This window comes from Chitinophaga sp. RAB17 (genome assembly GCF_052114225.1).
Lineage (GTDB): Bacteria > Bacteroidota > Bacteroidia > Chitinophagales > Chitinophagaceae > Chitinophaga.
In genome coordinates, this window is the sequence record NZ_JBFREI010000006.1 from 382,650 (window position 1) to 398,495 (window position 15,846).

General features: G+C 44.8%; 13 protein-coding genes. 11 read left to right on the plus strand and 2 right to left on the minus strand.

Annotated elements, in window-relative coordinates:
- Positions 1-24: 24 nt before the first annotated feature.
- Entirely contained in the window at positions 25-1,197 is a 1,173-nt protein-coding gene (locus tag AB4Z08_RS21250) for an acetate/propionate family kinase (protein WP_441575791.1), read from the minus strand.
- 249 nt (positions 1,198-1,446) lie between these two features.
- Positions 1,447-1,953 (minus strand): heme-binding domain-containing protein, encoded by a 507-nt coding sequence (locus AB4Z08_RS21255; RefSeq protein WP_441575792.1) that lies wholly within the window; start codon positions 1,951-1,953, stop codon positions 1,447-1,449.
- A gap of 430 nt (positions 1,954-2,383) precedes the next feature.
- Here AB4Z08_RS21255 and AB4Z08_RS21260 point away from each other — a divergent pair, with 430 nt between their 5' ends.
- The 11 genes from AB4Z08_RS21260 to AB4Z08_RS21310 all read left to right on the plus strand — a co-directional run bounded on the left by AB4Z08_RS21260 (position 2,384) and on the right by AB4Z08_RS21310 (position 15,791).
- A complete protein-coding gene (locus AB4Z08_RS21260) occupies positions 2,384-3,817 on the plus strand; it encodes a sensor histidine kinase (RefSeq protein ID WP_441575793.1) in 1,434 nt (477 codons plus the stop codon).
- Positions 3,814-4,506 (plus strand): response regulator transcription factor, encoded by a 693-nt coding sequence (locus AB4Z08_RS21265; RefSeq protein WP_441575794.1) that lies wholly within the window; start codon positions 3,814-3,816, stop codon positions 4,504-4,506. The genes AB4Z08_RS21260 and AB4Z08_RS21265 overlap by 4 nt, the downstream gene beginning before the upstream one ends.
- Positions 4,507-4,604: 98 nt before the next feature.
- On the plus strand, positions 4,605-7,382 hold the full coding sequence (locus AB4Z08_RS21270) for an outer membrane beta-barrel protein (RefSeq protein ID WP_441575795.1): 2,778 nt from the start codon (positions 4,605-4,607) through the stop codon (positions 7,380-7,382).
- Positions 7,383-7,387: 5 nt separating this feature from the next.
- Positions 7,388-8,050: a hypothetical protein gene (locus AB4Z08_RS21275; RefSeq protein ID WP_441575796.1), complete on the plus strand. Its 663-nt coding sequence runs from the start codon at positions 7,388-7,390 to the stop codon at positions 8,048-8,050.
- A gap of 141 nt (positions 8,051-8,191) precedes the next feature.
- Positions 8,192-8,782, plus strand: coding sequence for an RNA polymerase sigma-70 factor (locus AB4Z08_RS21280; RefSeq protein ID WP_441575797.1), 591 nt, complete (start codon positions 8,192-8,194; stop codon positions 8,780-8,782).
- Positions 8,783-8,877: 95 nt separating this feature from the next.
- On the plus strand, positions 8,878-9,885 hold the full coding sequence (locus tag AB4Z08_RS21285; RefSeq protein WP_441575798.1) for a FecR family protein: 1,008 nt from the start codon (positions 8,878-8,880) through the stop codon (positions 9,883-9,885).
- A 206-nt stretch (positions 9,886-10,091) separates the two neighbouring features.
- Positions 10,092-13,499, plus strand: a complete 3,408-nt coding sequence (locus AB4Z08_RS21290; RefSeq protein WP_441575799.1) for a carboxypeptidase regulatory-like domain-containing protein — start codon at positions 10,092-10,094, stop codon at positions 13,497-13,499.
- A gap of 23 nt (positions 13,500-13,522) precedes the next feature.
- Positions 13,523-14,302, plus strand: coding sequence for a hypothetical protein (locus AB4Z08_RS21295; protein WP_441575800.1), 780 nt, complete (start codon positions 13,523-13,525; stop codon positions 14,300-14,302).
- 12 nt (positions 14,303-14,314) lie between these two features.
- Positions 14,315-15,118, plus strand: coding sequence for a hypothetical protein (locus AB4Z08_RS21300; protein WP_441575801.1), 804 nt, complete (start codon positions 14,315-14,317; stop codon positions 15,116-15,118).
- Between the two features lie 170 nt (positions 15,119-15,288).
- Positions 15,289-15,495 carry a hypothetical protein gene (locus tag AB4Z08_RS21305; RefSeq protein ID WP_441575802.1) on the plus strand — a complete coding sequence of 69 codons (207 nt, stop codon included), beginning with the start codon at positions 15,289-15,291 and terminating at the stop codon, positions 15,493-15,495.
- Positions 15,450-15,791, plus strand: a complete 342-nt coding sequence (locus AB4Z08_RS21310) for a hypothetical protein (RefSeq protein ID WP_441575803.1) — start codon at positions 15,450-15,452, stop codon at positions 15,789-15,791. Before AB4Z08_RS21305 ends, AB4Z08_RS21310 begins: the two co-directional genes overlap by 46 nt.
- The last annotated feature ends 55 nt before the right edge of the window (positions 15,792-15,846 follow it).

The following is a 15,846-nucleotide window of genomic DNA, read 5'->3' on the forward strand; positions in this document are numbered from 1 at the left end:
AATTTTTCCTGATAATGATATTATTCAATGACTGACCATGCTATTCACTATTTGTGCCATCATCCATTCTTCGTCAGTTGGTATTACTCTTACAGCCACTTTTCCGTTATCAACGGAGATGAGGCTGTTATTCTCCTGATTATGTTGGTGGTCCAATTCGATGCCCAGGAACTTTAAATGCTCACATACACGTTGTCTGATAACTGGCGCGTTCTCTCCAATCCCGCCGGAGAATACCAGCGTATCAATCCCGCCCAGCGCGGCAGCATAAGCACCAATCTTTTTTCTGACTTCATAGCAGAATACGCTAATGGCCTCACAGGCCCTGATATCAGAGCTTTCCTGTATAAGCAAGTCTGCTATATCACCACTCGTTTCTGACATTCCCAGTAGCCCGGATTCATGATTAATAAGATGATTAAACTGGTCAGCAGAGAGATGCTCAGATTTCATGATATACCAGGCCACACCGGGATCAATATCGCCACTTCTGCTGCTCATGGGAATACCAGCTGCGGGTGTAAAGGACATACTGGTGTCCATACTTTGTCCCTGGTGCACAGCAGCCAGACTGGCGCCATTTCCAAGATGGGCCAGCACCACACGGCCATTGGCATTCTCTTTTCCGGCTATTTTTTCTAGTGCCAGCATCAGATACTGATAGGATAAGCCATGGAAGCCATACCTGACGATTCCCTGTTTTTCAAATCTTCTGGGTATCGGTAACAACCTGGCTACACGAGGTATCGTCTGGTGAAAAGCAGTATCGAAACAGGCAATGTGAATTTTATCCGGATAATGTTGCCGGAAAATTTCCATCAGATTGATTTCATTGGGAAGATGATCGGGATCATAAGGAATGATCTGTTTTAAGGATGCAAGCAAAGCATCTGTGACAATGGCAGGGGCGGTATGTTGCTCACCATGAACTACTCTGTGAGCAATAGCGGTTACCTCATAAAAATCTATATGATTTTCCAGCCATTTTACCAGGTAATGAATGGAAGAAGAATAGTCAGTGACAGCATCCAGCGGAATGGCCGCTGCTACCTTATTGCTCGCTTCCAGCGTTTTAAAGCTGATGCCAGTTTTGCCAATATTATCAATCTGCCCGGAAAGAACTTTTTCCGGCTGCTCCGTTTGTTTAAAAATGGCAAATTTGATGCTGGACGAACCACCATTAATGATTAACAGCATAATAGGGTATTAAAGTGCAGTAAACAGTTCCAAAGCTCCTGCTTTAGTAGCTGTATTACTATGACAGCCGTCATGTAAATCTTTGATAGTAATCATTATCACCGCTTTGGAGCGGGACGAATGGGCTTTTTGCCTGTTGAAACAGGAGTGCAGGGTATTTGTATACGGTTGTTTGGGGACAACAAAAAAATCATGTAAATGGCAGTAGCGCTAAATGCTTTATTAATAGGGCACTTAGCGCTATTGTGTTTATATCGGAACTACTCTTTTTTTAACAACAAAACTATCAGCAGGATACTTCTCCTTCATCATGCTGCGTATTCCTTCGCACCAGTCGCTGAAAAGTTTCTTTTCAGTGGCCGTTAACCTGGCATTGGAGTGAATAATGGTATAAGACGATAATGGCATTTCTCCCTCATTTACCATCTCGGCACTTTCGCCCAGTTTTTTATACTGCCGGGAAATCCGGTTGTTCGTAAATTCATTGAAATTAAGATGACGTTTTCCATCTGCCACATGTTTGTTCATCCACCAGGCCACGGGCTGAATTTCTGCATACCAGGGATAGACGGTATTGTTGCTATGGCAGTCATTACAGGCTCTTTTTAAAATATCCTTTACTTCAGCAGAAGTATTGTAAGTAGTGGTGATGTCATAAGGCTGTACCGAAGCTGATATATTTCTTGCAGGGCGATAAAACTGTATCAACACAGCCAGCAATAATACTATCCATAGGAGGATCTTCTTTCTTTTCATATGAATTCAGTCTTGAATAACTACTTAAATTTTAATGCCAGGGTTACGATGTCACTGTTTAAGCCTGTGGAACGCATATAGTGCCCATACCTCAGCTCTAACGAGTTAAAATGCTGCCAGCCTAAGACACCTTTGGGAGGCGACAACCGAAGCTCACCGTCGCTGCGCTTTTATCAATGCGAATCAGCAATTCATTATTGTTATGTTTTTTTAACAGTTGGTAAACAGCAGCGGCAGGTAAATGAGAATTTATTTTTATGCGCTATAACCGGGGGCAAAGTAGCTCCGGATTTTGGAGAGATTCTGTAGTTCAAATTCTACTGTCATCGGTGGATCAGACCCAGGCTCCAACTGTTAACGTATCCTGCAAAAGTGTTAATGAGTGTTAATAATCTTTTGGCTGGTGTCGGGCATCACTTACATTTGCGGTATGGACACTATTATCAGGCGCATCTGGTGGATTGTAATACCCACCGCTCTGGCAGTACTGGCATTTCAGCTATACTGGTTGCGGACCTCTTATCTCAGCCAGGATAAGAGTTTCCGGCAGGTAGCAACAGATGCCCTGCAGAAAGCCCATGATGTGACATTGGTAGAATCCGTGAAACGGTTTGACCCGGGAAGTAAAAACGATAGCACCGGGAAATTTGAGGTGCGAAGCAGTGTAAAGATCAGCGATGGAGATAGCAGTTTTTTTGACTCATTGTTGAATAAAAGCAAAAACAAGCCGGGTATCAAGATCGTCCCGAAATTCCCCAATGCAAGGAAGTATAGCAGCAGCGATACCATTATTGAAAGAGAAATAAGGGCAGAAGGCAGTGGCCTGGATGTGACGAAACTGATTGCCAATGTATTTTCATTGTCTAACCTCGTTGAAATAGATACAACACTACTGGCCGTTAATTATAAGAAGGAACTGAAGAAGAGACAGATTACGCTGCCATTTAAGATCTCCCTGTCACCGCCAGATAGCCAATGGGAAAACATTCCCGGTATTGTAACATTACCTGTTGTCAGGCAAAATAAGTCGGAGATGCTCCTGGTGCGATTTGAAGGTATCAACAGCTTATTACTGTTTAAAATTCTCTGGCCAATTATACTTTCATTTTTCCTGGTATTGCTGATCATCGGCTGTATCTGGTTATTGTGGCGCATTATTGTCAGGCAGAAGAAGCTGGAGGTGATGAAAAATGATTTTATCAGTAATATTACCCACGAGCTAAAAACGCCGGTTGCCATTCTGAGCGCCACCAACGAGGCCTTGCTCGCTTTCGGTGGCATGAATGATCCGGAGAAAACGGAGCGCTATCTCCGCCTAGGGCAAGATGAAATCCGCAAATTGCAGGGGCTTGTCGACAATATTATGGCCTTGACAAGACTGGAACATGACGATGATGATATGGCCGGCACCGGGGAAACGGTATCCCTCACCGCCCTGCTGAAAGCAATTACATCGCGGTTTTTAGGTTTGCCGGGCGTAGATATTGAGCTGGATATTCAAACCGGGAATGATTTGCTGCATACTTATCCGGCTGCTCTGAAAACAGTTTTTTCCAACCTGCTGGACAATGCCATCAAGTACACTATCACACCAGAAAAACGTATATCTATACAGGTGAGGGAGAACGAACAAAATTATCTCTTCTTTATAGCAGATGAAGGCGTGGGAATTGAAAAACAACACCTGCCTTATATCTTCGATAAATTCTATCGTGTACCTCATGGAGATATTCATGAGGTCAAAGGGCACGGGCTGGGGCTCAGTCATGTGAAGCGCCTGATAGAACGCATGAATGGCACGATCAGCGCAGAGAGTACACCGGGAAAAGGAACTGTATTTACCATACAAATGAAAAAGTTATGAGTCAACCGATCCGTTTGTTATTGGTAGAAGATGAGGAAATACTCGCCGGCGTGTTGGCAGAAACGCTGGAAATGAAAGGTTTTGAGGTAGTCAAAGCCTTTAACGGTGTGCAGGGGCTGGAACTATACCGCAGCTTCAGACCAGACGTATGCGTAATAGATGTAATGATGCCGAAGAAGGATGGTATTACACTGGTACAGGAGATCAGGACAACAGACAATAAAACGCCACTTGTATTCCTTACTGCCAAAGGAGAAATACAGGATGTACTGAAAGGCTTCCGTGCAGGAGCTGATGACTACATCAAGAAACCATTCAGCATGGAAGAGCTGATACTCCGTATTCATGCCCTGCTGAAAAGAACGATGACGATGCAGGAACAGGCACCCGCCACTGGTCAACTCCGCCTCGGTGAATATGTGTTCGATTATAACCGGCAAGAGCTTCACCATGGAAGTGCTGTTCAGCGCTTATCTCAGCGGGAGGCCGATATGCTGAAAATGCTGGCAGATAATCTCGGTAACATCACCTCCCGGAAAGATATACTGCTGGAGTTATGGGGAGATGACAGTTTCTTTAATGCCCGTAACATGGACGTATATATTACCCGGCTACGGAAATACCTGCGCCTGGATAATAATATACAAATCATCAACGTGCGTGCGCGTGGATTTAAACTCATCACATAAGCGAAAAGTTTTAACACTCATTAAGACTATATACATACCCGTTAACCCATTCAGAAAAAGCATCACTATAGCTTTGCAAGAGATTAATGCAAACGACTATGATAAGGATGCTACCCATCATTTTATTTTTATGTTTCCTGCTACCAGGCGTTGTCGTGGCACAGGAATCATTTCATACATCCGTTCATGATGCCGTCAACGGCAAGCCGCTGCCGGGAGCAACTTTAAGCCTCCGTACCGCGGGAGATACTACCGTGATCCGTTCCGGTACCACTGACCAGCAAGGAAAAGTTTCTTTCGTCCATATTCAGACAGGTAAATACGATCTGCTCATACACAGTTTGGGTTACCAGGATCAGAAACGCCGTATAAGCGTACCCGGTATATGGCCCGATAGTATTGCGCTCACGCCGGGAGTGACACTTAAAGAAGTAACGATTACAGAAGACATTCCACCGGTGCGGATGAAAGGCGATACGGTAGAATATAATGCAGCAAAGTTCAAAACCAAAGAGAATGCCGTAGTAGAAGATCTGCTGCGTAAATTACCCGGTGTGAAAGTGGAGCGTGATGGCTCCGTCAAAGCACAGGGAGAGGAAGTACAACGCATCCTTGTAGATGGTAAAGAGTTTTTCGGAAGCGATCCCACCATTGCTACACGCAATCTTCCTGCAGATATGATCGATAAGGTACAGGTGCTGGACAAACAGAGCGATATGGCCGAATTCACCGGCGTGGCAGACGGACAGCAGACGAAGACAATTAACCTGGTGACCAAAAAGAACAGGAAGCGTGGTTTCTTCGGCAATGCCAGTGCCGGCGCAGGAACCAACGGTCGATATGAAGGAGGTATCAACGGCAACAGCTTTGCAGGGGATATGCAGTTCTCCGGATTGCTCAAAGGCAATAACGTCAATAAGTCGGGCTTTAGCGCATCAGAGCTGCTGAAACTGGTGATGAAAGATAATGACATGCTGAAGAATCTGCCACCAGCCGCCTTGTCAGAACTGGCGCGTATGAAAGGAGTGAAGATAGAAGGCAATGAAGGTGCTATCGCTGAAATAGCGCGCCCGGTCGGACTTACAGATACTAAGTTCGGTGGTCTCAACTTCAATAACGATTGGGATAATTTCAAATTACGCAGCAGCTATTTCTTCAATAACAATAATACCCACAATAGCTATGACTATGCGCGGCAGTATCGTTTGCAGGATACTGCCTACAATTATCTTCAGGCAGGTAACACCGCCGGTGATAATACCAATCAGCGTATAGATATGAGCGGGGACATTAAATTCAATGCACACACCTCGCTGAAAATATCCCCTCATATGAGCCTCAACGGCGGTAACAACCGGGAGGACCGCAATTACCGCTCTTTCACCGCAGATGGTGTAAAGCTGCTGAATGAAGGCGCCCAGCAAACCAGCAGTAATAATAAACAACAATTGTTCACCACCGATATATTCCTGCGTCACCGCCTGAATAAGCCGGGACGTACGCTGGTACTGAATGTAAAGCCGGAGTATTATCACAATAATGGTGAAACATTCAATAAGGCTACCAGCAGTTTTTATAATCTGCCCGGAGGGCAAAAACAAGATGTCACAGATCAGCAACGAACAGATAAAGCAGATGTATACAGTGTAAACACCAACATCGTATATACGGAGCCGTTATCACATACCATTAGCTTACAGGCCGGACAAATGCTCTACTACAGCGAGGGGAATTATAGCAGGCAGGTACGCAACCGGGATGCAATAGGCCACTATACCGGACCTGATGCGCTGCTCAGTGATGTTTATGATGCCCATACCTGGCAATACACGGGTAAATTATCGCTGGCAGGAAATCATAAACGCCTGTTATATACTGTTGGAGCAGGATGGCAGCAGTATAACATCCGCGGAAGCTCCGATATGAAAGGTTACCAGGTAAATGGCAACTACCGGGCGCTGTTGCCGGAGGCTTATGCAGAATGGAAGCGTAGTAAAACATCAAAATTCATTCTCCGGTACAATATGGAAGCAATCGCTCCGTCAGTGGGGGATCTTCAGCCTCTGGAAGATAACAGCGATCCACTTTATATTCGACAGGGAAATCCTTTGCTGCAACAGAAAAAGACCCAGCACCTGCGTCTTTCCTATAATTCTTTTAAACTTAAAGGAGATCATAGCTTTTACGCCAACGCTGATTTTACCTACTACAACAGGGATATAACAGACAGCAGCAGTATAGAAACAGGCAGCGGCAAACAACGGATCATACCAGTGAATGTTGCCGGTAATTTTAACGCGTCGTTTTCCGTGGGTAAAAGTATCGGTATTGGACACAATGGGTCTTCCTTTACCGCAGGCATCAGTACCGGGTACGCGCGCCGTATTACGTTTACGAATGATCTGCCCAACATTAACCGGACATTATCTATTACGCCGGATATGAACTTTAATTATTACCTGGGAGATCATATCAATATATCGGCGCGCGGTAGCGCCGCCTGGAATATGCGCCGGTTCTCAGGTACACCGCTGCTGCCGGAAAAAAACTGGCTGCTGATGTATGGTGTGGAGTCCATCGTAACACTACCGTGGAATACTTCACTGGAAGCCGGAACGGATGGTTTCAGTTCATTGGGGATGGCCTCCGGGTACAACAATACCATACTATTGCTGAATGCCGCGGTAGTCAAAGGAATTGGTAAATCATTCTCCCTGCGCGCAGAAGCCCGCGATCTGCTTAACCGTAATACCAGCATCAACCGCATTAACGGTAACGGATATATAGAAGACCGGAAGAATAATGCACTGGGAAGATATTTTCTGCTCAGTGCCGTGTACAAATTCAGACATTTTCCAAAATCACAGCATAAATAAAGTATATGAAAAAGATGATGTTACTGCTGGCTATTGCCAGCATCACCACTGCTACCTGCATGGCGCAGGATAAAAGTCAGGGTAAAATTGACTATGAGGTAACGCTGAACCTTCATGCAGCGATGAAACCCGATCAGCTACAGTATAAGGACCTGGTACCGGAGAAAGTAGTGAATAAGGAAGTCCTGTATTTTAACGGGAGCAAAACACGTTTATCCCGTAAAGATCCCGATGAGATAACCTCTGATGAGGGCGCAAAAGTAAAAATCGTGACCAACGAAGGGCAGCTGGCTGTTTACACGGATGGAACTACGGGGCAGTCCTGGTCGCTGATGGAAGAAGATGGCAGGAAGACATTGGTATTATCTGAAAAAGGGAAAGGTGAGAAGAAGGGAAATAAGCCAGGTACAAGAACGAAAGAAATACTCGGTTTTACCTGCAGGGAACTGATGATAAAAAGTAAGGATGATGAGCCGATGACATTATGGATAACAGACGCGCTGCCCTTCAGCGCAGGTCCGATGGGGATTTCAGCAGACAAGGGGCTTGTGCTGGGTGTAGATAGCAAAAAGGTCAGCATCATTGCTACTGCTATTAACTATTCTCCTGTTAGCATAAGTGAAGTAAGTGTACCCGCTGATATTTCGGTAAAGAGTGAAGGAAAATAGCCTGAGCTATTTCCATAAAAAAAGGAGCCTGCTTCGTGCAGGCTTTTTTTGCAGCTATTCATCCTCCCCGTTATTAATGATTATTTAATATGCGCATAATATTGATCATTTAATTTTGTTGCTGTCGAATTCGGTACAGTAATGCTCCCAGAAATAAAAAACTTATCAGATAAACACCTGTTGAAACAATGTGAGAAAGGCGATGATATTGCCTTTAACGAATTGTTTCGCCGCTATTTTAATAAGCTGTATCAATATACGCTCAGCTTTACAAAGGATAGCCTGGTAGCAGAGGAGCTGGTGATGGATGTAATGCTTAACCTATGGCTTAGAAAGGGAAATATTACGGTAGAGGATAGCCTGAATCCTTACCTGTTCCGAGCGATGAAAAATACGCTCATCAACTATTGGCGGAAAAAGATCATTCAGACTACCTCGCTGCATATCTCTGAAGAGGTGGATGTTGCTGACTCCCGGTCGGCGGATCATACTATTTTAACCAGTGAACTTGATAACTTGTATAGTCAGCATCTGGAGGCGCTCAGCCCCCAGCGTAAAAAAGTATTCGAGTTGAGTCGCCATGAAAACCTTACTTACCCCGAAATTGCCAGCCGGTTGAATCTCTCTGTCAGAACGGTTGAACATCACATGAGTGCCTCGCTGGTTTTCCTACGGAAAAAGCTGAAGCCTCTTTCAGATTCGGCGATCATTATTATTATCCTGCTCTATTAATACCTGTAAGCAACGCCGTCAGGCTCACAAATTTTTTTTAGGATGCATTAGGGGTACCGTTACTTTTTTGTGTTTTATAGAGCATAAGCACAAAAATGGAAAAGCCAGTAGATAAAATACTGATCAAAAAATTTATTCTTAATAATTGTACGCCGGAAGAGATAGCCCGCATCAGCAGATTCCTGGCCCAGCCTGGCGCTGACCGGATTTTTGAGGAGATCCTGAACGAGCAATGGGAGGAGGGTAGCAGCGATGTACCGGTGGATGAAATGCAGATGAAGGATTGGGAAGATAAGTTTCGCCGGAGGGTGGCACAAATCAGCCCGCCGCCTCAAAAAAGGTTTAAACTTTCTACGTACCTGAAGTATGCTGCGGTATTGGCCATGCTCATCACGGTGGCTGGCCTGGGCAGGTATTTTATAATTAAAGGTAAAGGTGATCATCCGGCTGCTATGGCTATGCTTAATAGCAGCACCACCGCAGGAAAATTGCTGAAGGTCCGGTTATCTGACAGCACCATCGTCTACTTAAATGCATCCAGCAGTCTGCAATACCCCGAAACATTTACAGGAGATGACAGAACAGTAACGCTCCGGGGAGAGGCTTTTTTTGAAGTAAAACGTGACGACCGGCATCCCTTTTTTGTCAATACAGATAAGCTTCGGGTACAGGTACTGGGTACTTCTTTTAATATCAGGTCATACCACGATGATGAGGATATTGCCGTAACCGTTGCTACCGGAAAAGTAGGAGTGACCCTTCCGGAGCTCCCCAATGTCCCTGCCCGCATTTTACTGCCAGATAACGAGTTAACCTATACGCGGCATTCTGCCAGCTTGAAAACGATCACGGTAAACGCCGCCGATAGCAGGGCCTGGGAGAAAGGCAGTTTTATATTCGACTACGAAACACTGGAAAATATTACCAGACGCCTTTCCAGGTGGTACGATGTAAAGTTTGTATGTACCAACCACACACTGCTGCAAAAGCGCTTTAAGCTGAAGCTGAAGAACGAAAATCTCAAAAATGTAATGGAGGCCCTCAGCACAGCCGGCGATGGATTTGAGTATCAGTTCAAAGAAAAACAAGTCATAATTAAATAAGTCCGAAACCTAAAACAGCCAGTATGATGACCAGGTAGGTAATTACCATCAAAGGAAGAGAAGATCAGAAAAGAAAAAGAAGCGGAGGGTTCGAGGCCTCCACTTCCGTGTAGCTTTTCAGATCAATTGTCAATTCGTGTAACAAATACTTAAAAAGCATGTACAATTCTACGAAAAAAAAGAATGTAATTAAACACCTATGTGCAATGACCAGGTTTGCGTTTAATGTACTCGTCATTATTTTAACGATGGCAGGTGCGGGTTTCGCCGAAACGGTAAAGTCTCAGGACATGAACGATGTCAGGGTGACTGCCACTTTTAAAGGTGCGGCGCTTGATCAGGTCCTGGATGCACTGGAGCAGCAGTCCGGCTTTGCTTTTGCCTATCCTAAGGAAATCGGGAAATTAGGCCCCATCAGCATCAGCGTTAAAAATGAAACGCTTTCCGCTACTCTTCAAACGCTGGCATCCCGCCATCGCCTGATTTTTAAACCAGTGGGTAACCTGGTATCGGTGAGTCAGCAGGCAAAGCCAGGCCGGCTTTACGGGAAAATAGCAGATGAGAAGAACGAACCGCTTCCCGGCGCCACTATCAGGGTATTACAAACAGGCCAGGTGATACCAGGTGGTACGGATGGCGCTTACCAGTTAACCCTGCAGCCAGGTACCTACACCATAGAAGTAAGTTATATCTCCTTCCGGACAAAGCGCATCACCGAAATTGTCATTACAGAAGACCGGGCCACTAAGCTGGATGTGATTATGACGCTATCGACCAGCACCCTGAGCCAGGTGGTGATTACCTCAAAATATAAAACTGAAAGTACCGCAGCGTTGTATGTTCGCCAGAAGAATGAAGCAGGTATCATCAACGGTATGAGCCGCGAACAAATGGAGGCTCTCCCGGATAAAAACATCGGGGAAACACTGAAGAGAATTTCAGGGGTTTCTACAAATGACAACAGAACGGTGGTCGTGCGGGGTATTGCCGAACGTTATAACCTGGCCATGATGGATGGCGCCATACTGCCCAGCACAGATGTACAGGTACGTGACTTTGAGTTTGATATCGTACCCAGTAACCTGATCGATAACGTAGTTGTTTCCAAAACAGCCACTCCTGATATGAGCTTCGGTTTCGGTGGAGGGCTGGTGCAGATCAACACCCTGGCTATTCCGGATAACAACTTTACCACTTTAAGTTTTGGTAGCAAATATATCGAAGGCAGTACCGGCAGGGAGTTCCTGGGCTATGGCCGCGGTAAGAATGACTATCTGGGTTTTGATGATGGCAGCAGGGAACATTTCCCTAAAAACCTGATGATATTTACGAATGATAACTACCAGCCCACAGACCCCTATGCTACACCTGCGGCAGGTATAAAGCCCATCACACCGGCCATGATCGCCGAACAGAATAAAAGAATAGGGGGACTGGAGCGCATGGGGACGCGGACTTATAAAGCGATGCCCGGTCAGAACTACCAGTTCAGCCTGGGCCGGAGTTATGACCTTAAAAACAGCCGTATTGGTTTTGTAGGTTCATTGAGCTACCGTAATGAACAGTCTATTGATGATATTCCCTACTTCGGGCGTGGTAACTGGGAGAAGCCAGGAAGGCCTGGTTACGATGTAGCCACCGGACAACCAGTGGAGCCAACTTTTGCCAACCAGTACAATTTTAATACAAGCTGGGGAGCCTTGTTCAACTTGGGATGGACCAGGAAAAATCATAAAATTACAGTAAGGAATTTTTATTCCCGGATGTTCAATAACCAATTTTCGCGCATTGTAGGTTTTGGTAATGACATTGGTTACGAAGGCTTGCCAGCTATCCGGGAATACGATCGCCCTAAATTTATCGACTTGCTGCAAAATCGCATCAATGGTGAGCATACTTTTGGTGCTTTTCGTTTGGACTGGAACGTATCCCGCAATAAGCTCACTAACCTGGAGAAAGATGCCATTGAGGCATGGCTGGCTCCCGTAAATACCCTTAATGGCAAGGTTTACAATGTAATGCCCAACGCGATTACGAACCCGGGAAGCGGCACTTTCAACCGGGGACAATACAAGTATGAAGAAACAAACAGCATAGCAGAAGGCGCATTAAGTTATCACTTCAAAGCGTTGGGACAAAAGCAGACGATAAAAGCCGGTTATCAATACATGGAACGCCATGGCATTTACGACTGGACGATATTGCCAATTGGTACTGTACAGACCGCCGGCAATATATACGGTTATGTGCCGGTGCAGGAGTGGCAGCAATTTATGGCGTTCAATGACCCTTTGAAAGATCTGTTATACTTTCCCGCCGCCTTCTCTCAAAATTCATATGAGGGAAGAAATATCAACCAGGGAACCTATGTTATGATGGATAATCGCTTCAACAACTGGCTGCGTTTGGTATGGGGAATACGCGCGGAATATTATAAATATGAAAGATTGGAAAACTCGGCTAACGACTATCTGATCAGCAAACTGATAGAACAGGAAGAAAAAAAGAAATTTGTAGATCCGGCAACCGGAAAAATAGTAACGCCTTTTGCAGATCCGGCAACAGAAGAAAAAAACTGGCGCTATCTCCCCTCTGCCAGCTTAACGATAACACCCTTCCGGGATTTTAATATCCGGGCTGCTTATTCCCAATCAGTAGTAAGGCCTGCGTTGATCGAAAACTCGCGCATGATCCGTTACGATCCTGCCATCGGCGCTTACCGCCGTAATGAGGGCGTATTATCCACCACCATTGATCACTTTGATTTGAGGGTAGAATGGTATCCAAAACCGGGTGAAGTGATTTCCGTTGGTGCTTTCCACAAATATTTCGATAAACCGGTGGAATTGTATCGTTCTCAAATAGATGCCAGCCAGCGCATATACGTGACCACCCAGAATTCTGAATGGGCGAAGGTGAGTGGATTGGAGTTTGACATGCGTAAGAGCCTCGGGTTTATAAAACCCGACTGGAAATTGCTGAACAATATATTCCTGAGCAGCAACCTGACCCTCCAGCGTTCGGAAGTACAGGCCAGCTCGTTCGTAGGAAAGGGTATGAGTGAAGATAAATACGGCAACACCTATGAATATCGCACGAAGGCATTGCAGAAAGAAAAAAGACCATTATACGGGCAGGTGCCGGTACTCTACAATGCAGGACTGCAATATACCGGCAACCGTTTAGGTGTCAATGTTGCGTTTAATCATATGGGTTACAAAACCTTTTCTACTGGTATGGCACCGGATATCGTAGAGTACGAACGTCCCCGCAGCCAGATGGATGCTCAATTGAGCTACCACTTTTTAAAGAAGAAAAATTTAGCGGTGAAAATGAATATTTCCAACCTGCTGAATAATCCTTACAGGTTTTATATCAATAGCAGCGATACGTATAAACTATTGGATAAATGGAAAGGGATGGATATTTCAGCGATCCCGGCAACCGAATGGAGTGAAATCTACGAATGGAAATATGGTTTTTCCCAGAAGTATGAAAATGGGTATTATGAAACATCGGAAGACGGAAAGACGAAAAGAAGGGTAGGGGATAAAGACACTTTTATCCGTAAAACAGGTACTTCTTTCAGCCTGTCCGCATCCTATTCTTTCTAAATCCTACAAAAAAAATGATACAAATGAAGATTTTATATACGATCTGCGCCCTGGTGGCAGGCATGCTGGTACTGTCTTCCTGCAGCAAAAAAGATGATTTCTATTATAAGGAAAATGTGGTCACTGTTAAACTAAAAGGGTACAACGGCAGTGATGAGTATCTGGATGTAAAACTGGATACGTTCAGCTTTGTGTATTATCCAAATTCAGCCGTCAATGAGACCATGCCCTATTCATTTACAGGCAGTCAGGAAAGTGTGAAGCTGCGTATCACTGAACAGGGTACAGGAAAACTGGTGTTGGAAAAAATATTGAAAAAAAATGATGGCCTTGTCAAAATCGGTCTTTTATACCTGGATGGAAAAGCAGCGGACCTGCCACAAGTACCTGCTATAGAAGAAGGAAAGATTAAGATAAGGTACATTTTCCGTCCAATCCAGACCAACTACAGTGAGCCGGTGGACATTGCATTGGTGAAGTATTATTTCACACCGAAAGTGTCTGAGGAAATAGGGAGAATAAAAAATGTAAAGCCTAATGAGCTTAGTGAGCCAATATCTATTTCCACTTTTTCCACTTCCGGACAGGTGTATAACGGGCAGAAAACGCCGGTGCTTTTTAGAGCTTATATCTACAAAGCCGGTACTAATGAGTTTTATACAGATGGAACGGCATATACCTGGAATACCATCTCGTCCGCTGTTCCGCTGCCATCGCCATCAGCTACAGCTGCCAGGGTGTATATCTTTAGTGAGGAAGCTTCAGATGATATCATGGGATTTACTAAAAACCTGGAATTATAAAAGCAACAGATCATGATGTTAATAATAAATTATCGAAAATTACCAGTGCTGCTGATGTGTGTATTGTTCGCATTTACCGCGTGTAATAAAGAAGCGCTGGTCGCTGAAAAAGCGACACATATCATCATTAGTGGATACAATGGAAGCAGTGAACAACTGGAGATCAGTATAGATACTACAAGATATGATGCCACCATCTTGAATGGGAAATATATTTTGAAGCCTGTGTCATTGTTCGAATTTAGCGCGGTGTATACTTACAGGCCGGGAGCCGTTCCTCCCGTATTACGCATTAAAAACCCGGTGAATGACAGCGTCTGGTATAGCGGTGCCCTACCTGTTTCAGGTACGAAAGCCTTTTTAAATTTCATTTACATAGATGGAAAGATACAAGCGCTGCATCCACCCGAAGTAAATGAGACGACCAACAAGCTGGGATTTTATGTACAGTACACAGAAAGTGAATCGCCTTTTGATATTTTTCTGTACAGGCTGGATGCGAATACCGGTATGGAATACCGCTACTATCTGGCAAAAAATGTACATCCGGGAACCTGGACCTACATTGATTATTTGCCGGCGAAGGACTTTGACAATAAAAATGATTTGAATAAATCAAGCCTTTGTTTTACCAAAGCAGGTACCATCGATCAATGGGCTTTCCTGGATGACGAAACGCAGAGCAAAGTAGATGCACAAGGTTTGTTTTTCCCTTTGCCTGGTGACAAAGGCTTTGTACAACCCTATTTGATTGTCCCCGGGGGATGGAGGTTGGGCTATACGCGTTTATTTTTTTATCCGGACAGAATCCAGTGAGAATAATATTTTAGCGTACTCATTACCCGACCTTTGGGGCCGGGTAATGAGTGGGTGAATGGCTCCATGTCCAGATAGATTCCCATGTTATCGGCACATCTTTCCAGCATGTCTACTTTCTATAAATCGCTATCCGGTAGGGGACTAGTTTTGTGTAACAAACATTTTTTATGAAAGCAGCTACAGAACGTAAGATCATCCGCTGGTTACACATTATACTCAGCATTCCCATCCTGGGATATATCTATGGGCCGATAGCGGACAATCCACCTGCTGCCAATGCCGTACGTTGGGTGTTTTTGCCGGTAGTGGTATTAAGTGGTCTTTGGATGTGGAAGAGGCATTTGCTAAAGAAGAAGTTAAACAGACAGCGATAGCATTTTTTGAGCAGCCTAAACTCACCTGTGCCCCTGGCGATGCCACTTACTTATATTGCCTGTACAAATCCGGAACTCCGTGCCATAGGCCATTTGCATACGAAGCAAAGGCCAGTGACGACAGGAAGCACCTGGAGCTGAAAAGAGGGTACGATACCATGATGACCTCGCCGGTTGAACCTGCCCCAATCCCGGAGTCCTTAAATGAGCCCAGCCAGGGCCTCAGGGCCACCAAAGCCGCGGTGGTTACGGTAAAATCTGATTTGCACCGGGTAATTCCAAAATGTAACAATTAGGTAATAATATGCATGCAATTTACAGGTATGCGGAAACAATTGGTATTTGCATTAT

Coding starts and splice junctions, on each gene's coding strand:
- AB4Z08_RS21250 (WP_441575791.1), bottom strand. CDS start 1,197: ATGCTGTTAATCATTAATGGTGGTTCGTCCAGCATCAAATTTGCCATT.
- AB4Z08_RS21255 (WP_441575792.1), bottom strand. CDS start 1,953: ATGAAAAGAAAGAAGATCCTCCTATGGATAGTATTATTGCTGGCTGTG.
- AB4Z08_RS21260 (WP_441575793.1), top strand. CDS start 2,384: ATGGACACTATTATCAGGCGCATCTGGTGGATTGTAATACCCACCGCT.
- AB4Z08_RS21265 (WP_441575794.1), top strand. CDS start 3,814: ATGAGTCAACCGATCCGTTTGTTATTGGTAGAAGATGAGGAAATACTC.
- AB4Z08_RS21270 (WP_441575795.1), top strand. CDS start 4,605: ATGATAAGGATGCTACCCATCATTTTATTTTTATGTTTCCTGCTACCA.
- AB4Z08_RS21275 (WP_441575796.1), top strand. CDS start 7,388: ATGAAAAAGATGATGTTACTGCTGGCTATTGCCAGCATCACCACTGCT.
- AB4Z08_RS21280 (WP_441575797.1), top strand. CDS start 8,192: ATGCTCCCAGAAATAAAAAACTTATCAGATAAACACCTGTTGAAACAA.
- AB4Z08_RS21285 (WP_441575798.1), top strand. CDS start 8,878: ATGGAAAAGCCAGTAGATAAAATACTGATCAAAAAATTTATTCTTAAT.
- AB4Z08_RS21290 (WP_441575799.1), top strand. CDS start 10,092: ATGACCAGGTTTGCGTTTAATGTACTCGTCATTATTTTAACGATGGCA.
- AB4Z08_RS21295 (WP_441575800.1), top strand. CDS start 13,523: ATGAAGATTTTATATACGATCTGCGCCCTGGTGGCAGGCATGCTGGTA.
- AB4Z08_RS21300 (WP_441575801.1), top strand. CDS start 14,315: ATGATGTTAATAATAAATTATCGAAAATTACCAGTGCTGCTGATGTGT.
- AB4Z08_RS21305 (WP_441575802.1), top strand. CDS start 15,289: ATGAAAGCAGCTACAGAACGTAAGATCATCCGCTGGTTACACATTATA.